Here is a 4,827-nt window from a genome sequence, read left to right as displayed (position 1 = left end):
GGACATTCTCAATCGTGTGCAATCGAACGCGATGGTATCGCAAGCCTGGACCAATTGGGTGCTTGTCTCGCCGATCGGTATTCCTCAAGGTTTGTTGAATAACGCGAGCAGTCTCTATCCGACCAACCCGCACGTCGCAATCGCGCAGCAAACCATCGCCAACCGGCAGCCACAGGGCCCGAGGCAGCCCCCTTCACCTGGAAGCATGACGCCTCCTCGGATGCCGAGGCACGAGCTTATTCCGCCTAATGGGTTACCGGGTACCCCTCGGACCTCGAACGAGATCATCCATAGAGCACCGCCGAGACAGCTACAGAGCGATCATCAGCCCATGATCCATCCGGGCCAAGGTCCGGTTCAGCCGCAGCCAGGCCAACCCTATCGAGGAGGGAGACCGTGAAGGTCGCGATGAAGATCGCCACCATGGTGGGTCTTTGCCTTATCGAGGAACTGGTCGTCACCCGCGTGCAGGCGGCTGACACGGAAGATGTGAGAATCCAGGGAGAACGATCGTTCGATCAGCTCAAGAATCACCAGGCGGAGAAAGCAGCGGACAAGTCTTCCTCTTCCTCGGTCAGCCAAGGTGCTGAATTTGGCCATGGCGCATATTCTTCAGACCAGTACTGGGTCGGCAGGGGCCAGGGCGATTTAACCAAAGGCGGGGAAGTTTGCCGGCGTGTGTCTGAGCTGTCAGCTCGGACCGATTTGGCCAAACAGGTCCGCGTGCTGGTCAAGGAACACATGATCGATCGTGTCCGCGAACGGTCGGGACGGGAGAGCGAGCAGGACATCGAACTGACCCGCGAGGAGATCGTTCAGGAATATTTGCAAGATGTGAAGATCGTTGACCGCCGGATCGATGAAGAGAATAAGATTTGTACCGCTATCGCCGTGATGCCGAAGAGTCACGTTCCGATAAAGCCCTCCACCGATCAGGAATCCAGACCGACCGTTATCCCTTAATAAGCCGGTCTGCTCCTTGCAGTCTTGAACCGATATCGGATATGTAGCCCAGCGGCGGCCATGGGCCTATCACTGACCTTAATGTCCTCGTCCTCATAAATGTCCGGCTTGTAAGTCCGCTCTTCATCATAGATTAGAACTTCATTCGCAGTCGTTGTCTAAACCTGATTACTTGACCGCCGTGATGGTCTTTCCGATAATAGCTCTGTAAATGAAGTGTGAAAGGAGACTAGAGGGATGAAACTCCATGTTGTGGTGGAACAGGATGAGGCCGGCTACTTTGTCGCGGAGGTTCCAGCCTTGCCGGGATGCCTCTCGCAAGGGAAGACTCGCGATGAGGCGATCGGCAATGTGAAGGATGCTATTGAAGGGTGGCTTGAGGTTATGGAGGCGAAGCAGAAAGTTGATGTTGAACGGATGGTTGAGGTCGTGGTTTGATGGCTGACCGCATTCGGTTGTGTTCGGGATCAGACGCTGTGCGAAATTTGAACGAGCAGGTTGGACGGTCGCGCGGCGGCGGGGTTCGCATGTGATGCTGGTGAAATCTGGATACGAGTATACGCTTTCCATCCCTCAGCATGATGAATTGGTCCTGGACTCCTTCGTAAATTGATCCGCCAAGCCGCCCTCAGCGTTGAAGAATTCAACGCGCTGTAAATCTTGTTGATCTCTTTCAGGTAAAACATCTTTCCATGCCGGTCGAAAATAACTTTCAGCACGACGAACTGTCGCGGAAGAATCCCGGCGACCGTTTGCGATTCGCCGACCTGACGGACGCCGCCTCCCCCGATTCACCGGGGTGGGTTGAGATCATGGCCGAGTGCGGAGTGAAACTGTCTCACGCCGCTGTGGCAAGCGTCGTCTTCCTTCATGGTGCGCTTCATGGCACCGATATCTTCGGTATGCAGAGACTGGATGAAGCAGGCGGTCTCAAACGAGGTTACTCACGGGGCGTGTCGGGAGTCGATGCCTTGCTCGCCGCCATGCGAGAGGAGACCAACGGGATTCCATTGCTGCCAGGAGGATTGAAGCCGCCGCTCTTCGACGATGACGCGACAAAAACCCTTCTGGATCAGCAAATCGGGGACGCGGGGAACTTTACCAATGCCGATGTCGAGTTGATCAGGAAGGCGATCAATAAGAACCTGACTCAGCCGATCTCTTGCATCAGGGTGCTCTGGTCATCCGAACATCACCATCTAGGGCGCGCACTCGCCGCCGTGTCTCTACTCGCCGAGCTATACAAGCTCTGCCAACTTCGGAATTTGAGCAAGAGGGATCGAATATTGATACAGGCTCATGGACAAGCCGGACTAGTCCTGGCGCTGGTATCAAATCTACTCTGTCCAAGCTCCATCACCGGTCGACCAAGGTTTCTCGAGATTCTCACCGATTATGCCGACCAGACAAGTCAGTCCAAACTTACCGGCATGCTCGAGCTCGTCGAGTCCATGCTTGCAACACCGTCACCTCTCAACGGAGTCGCGCTCGACATGGTCACCTTCGGCACGCCGGTTCGCTATGGGTGGGATCCGGCCGGCATCGGGAAGCTGCTGCATGTCGTCAATCACCGGAACTTGCGGACGGATGGAAAGAATTGGCTGGCGAAGATGGAGCTCCCTCAAATTACCATGGAAATGCCGATTGCCTGGGGCGGAGATTATGTTCAAGAATTGGCGGTCGCGGGTAGTGATGCCGTCCCTCCGACTGAGCTGGGCAAGGCGGCGAATAAGAGGATGTGGGAGATGGTCGAGCCGTACGACGGGTTCGAACGCTGGCTGGAATGTGCCAGGCGAGCCGTGCGTTTTCCCAGCGAAGGACGCTGTCTTCTCGTCGATTACAAGGACAGCACAGGCTCGACGAACCCCCGCGACCATTACTATGGCCATGCGGCCTACACGCGTCGGCACGCCCTACTATTCAACACAGCGCAGATCGTCCACGCTTTCTACGAAGGTTAACGCGAACTATTCACGGGCGGTTCGTCGCGAAATTGCGCAAGCGAGGTCCATCGCGCGAAATAATGAACGCCCACGGTTGCGGACGTCGGGGAGATGATGAGCCGGCGTGTCTTGGCGAGCGGAGTCGTGAGGAAGGAAGGTTTACTTAAAACATTATGTCGATTGACCGAGCGGCGAGCCCGCCTGGACGCTCTCGGATCGCGTCCAGGCTTGTCGTAGCTCGGCGAATACGCGAGTACAGCGGAAACGTCGTGGATAAGGCGCGTTAGATATCCGCTGCGGCATCTGCAGCCTCCATAGGCTCGCTCCCGTTGCCGGCCCGCCCATACTCCGAGTCCGGATTAAAGGCCGCAGGCAGCACCTCTTCGATCCGCTCTGCCAAGATGAACGTGAGTTGGTCGCGCACTTCTTGCGGAACATCCTTGAGATCTTTTTCATTGGCCTTCGGCAGAATGATCCGTTTGATTCCGGCCCGGTGCGCGGCCAGCACTTTTTCTTTGATGCCGCCCACCGGCAAGACGAGGCCGCTCAAGCTGATTTCCCCTGTCATGGCCGTGTCGCTCCGTACCGCCTTGCCTTCGTAGGCGGACGCCAGCGCGGTTGCCATAGTGATACCGGCCGATGGACCATCTTTCGGAATGGCTCCGGAGGGCACGTGAATATGGATCCCGTTCCGTTTAAACCGAGAGATGTCCAAACCCATGCTCTCAGCGTGCGACCAGAGATAACTCCGGGCTGCACGCGCGGACTCTTGCATGACGTCGCCCAGCTGGCCTGTCAGAGTCAAGTCGTGGCTGCCGGGAAGCAAGGTGGTTTCGATATAGAGCACATCGCCTCCGGTAGGGGTCCAGGCCAAGCCGGTTGCAACACCGGGAGGCAGATTCTTCCGGGCTTCTTCCGGCATGAACCGTTCTGAGCCTAACCACTCGCCGAGAAGGTCGGCCTGAATGGCGACGGGCTGCCGCTCTTGGCCTTCCGGGAGGTCGGCGAACGTCAAGGCCACTTTTCTGGTCAACCGTCCCAGCATCTGTTCCAGTTGGCGCACACCGGCTTCACGTGTGTAACGCGAGATAACGAGATTCAGCACTTCGTCCGTAAGCACTGCTTGGCTGCCCTCGATGCCGGCCTCTTTGAGTCGTCTCGGCCACAGATAGCGTCGGGCGATCTCGGCTTTCTCACGCTCGCTATAGCCCTGAAGGCGAATCACCTCCATCCGGTCCAACAATGGTTGGCTGATGGTATCAAGGGTGTTGGCCGTGGTGATAAAGAAGACCTTCGATAAATCGAAGGGGAGATCCAAATAATGATCACGGAATGTGTGATTCTGCGCCGGATCCAGGATTTCCAACAATGCCGAGGCCGGATCGCCGCGGAAATCACGTCCCATCTTATCAACCTCATCAAGCATCAGGACCGGATTGTTGACGCCGGCTCGGCGGATGGCCTGAATGATGCGGCCAGGTAACGCACCGACATACGTACGACGGTGGCCGCGCAGTTCGGCTTCGTCATGGACGCCGCCGAGGCTGAATCGTTCGAATGTTCGGCCCATTGCCCTTGCAATCGATTGCCCCAAGCTTGTTTTCCCGACGCCGGGAGGACCGACGAGGCAGAGAATGGGAGCCTTCGCCGTCGGGTTGAGCTTCAAGACCGCCAGGTGTTCGACAATACGTTCTTTCACTTCCTTGATCCCGTAGTGGTCTTCCTCCAGCACCTGCCGGACTGTCGAAAGATTGAGATGCTCTTCGGATGCCTTCTTCCACGGGAGTTCGAGAACCAGCTCAAGGTACGTCCTCAAGACCTGATGGTCGGGCGACGTCGGCGGTACCTTGCTCAACCGAGCCGCCTCTCGTTCGACTTCCTTGCGAATGGGCTCCGGCAAGTCGGTTTCGGCGATCTGTTT

General features: G+C 57.0%; 5 protein-coding genes and 1 pseudogene. 5 read left to right on the top strand and 1 reads right to left on the bottom strand.

The annotated features are described in order from the left end of the window. The 5 genes and pseudogenes from ACOSYY_RS13515 to ACOSYY_RS13495 form a co-directional block, all read left to right on the top strand. Nucleotides 1–400, top strand: a pseudogene (locus ACOSYY_RS13515) (hypothetical protein); the annotation flags it as partial. Next, nucleotides 397–963, top strand: coding sequence for a hypothetical protein (locus ACOSYY_RS13510; RefSeq protein ID WP_421663026.1), 567 nt, complete (start codon nt 397–399; stop codon nt 961–963). The pseudogene ACOSYY_RS13515 and the gene ACOSYY_RS13510, both read left to right, overlap by 4 nt. A gap of 237 nt (nt 964–1,200) precedes the next feature. Beyond that, nucleotides 1,201–1,401, top strand: coding sequence for a type II toxin-antitoxin system HicB family antitoxin (locus ACOSYY_RS13505; RefSeq protein ID WP_421663025.1), 201 nt, complete (start codon nt 1,201–1,203; stop codon nt 1,399–1,401). A 19-nt stretch (nt 1,402–1,420) separates the two neighbouring features. Continuing rightward, entirely contained in the window at nt 1,421–1,576 is a 156-nt protein-coding gene (locus tag ACOSYY_RS13500; RefSeq protein WP_421663024.1) for a type II toxin-antitoxin system HicA family toxin, read from the top strand. Between the two features lie 79 nt (nt 1,577–1,655). Then, nucleotides 1,656–2,924: a hypothetical protein gene (locus ACOSYY_RS13495; RefSeq protein WP_421663022.1), complete on the top strand. Its 1,269-nt coding sequence runs from the start codon at nt 1,656–1,658 to the stop codon at nt 2,922–2,924. Between the two features lie 265 nt (nt 2,925–3,189). Here ACOSYY_RS13495 and lon read toward each other — a convergent pair. Next, nucleotides 3,190–4,827, bottom strand: a 1,638-nt coding sequence (lon, locus tag ACOSYY_RS13490) for an endopeptidase La (RefSeq protein WP_421663021.1), incomplete at its 5' end; no start/stop codon positions are given.

It is taken from the genome of Nitrospira sp. BLG_2 (assembly GCF_049222245.1).
The sequence above is the reverse complement of the archived record's forward strand: the minus strand, read 5'-3'. Positions and strand labels throughout refer to the sequence as shown.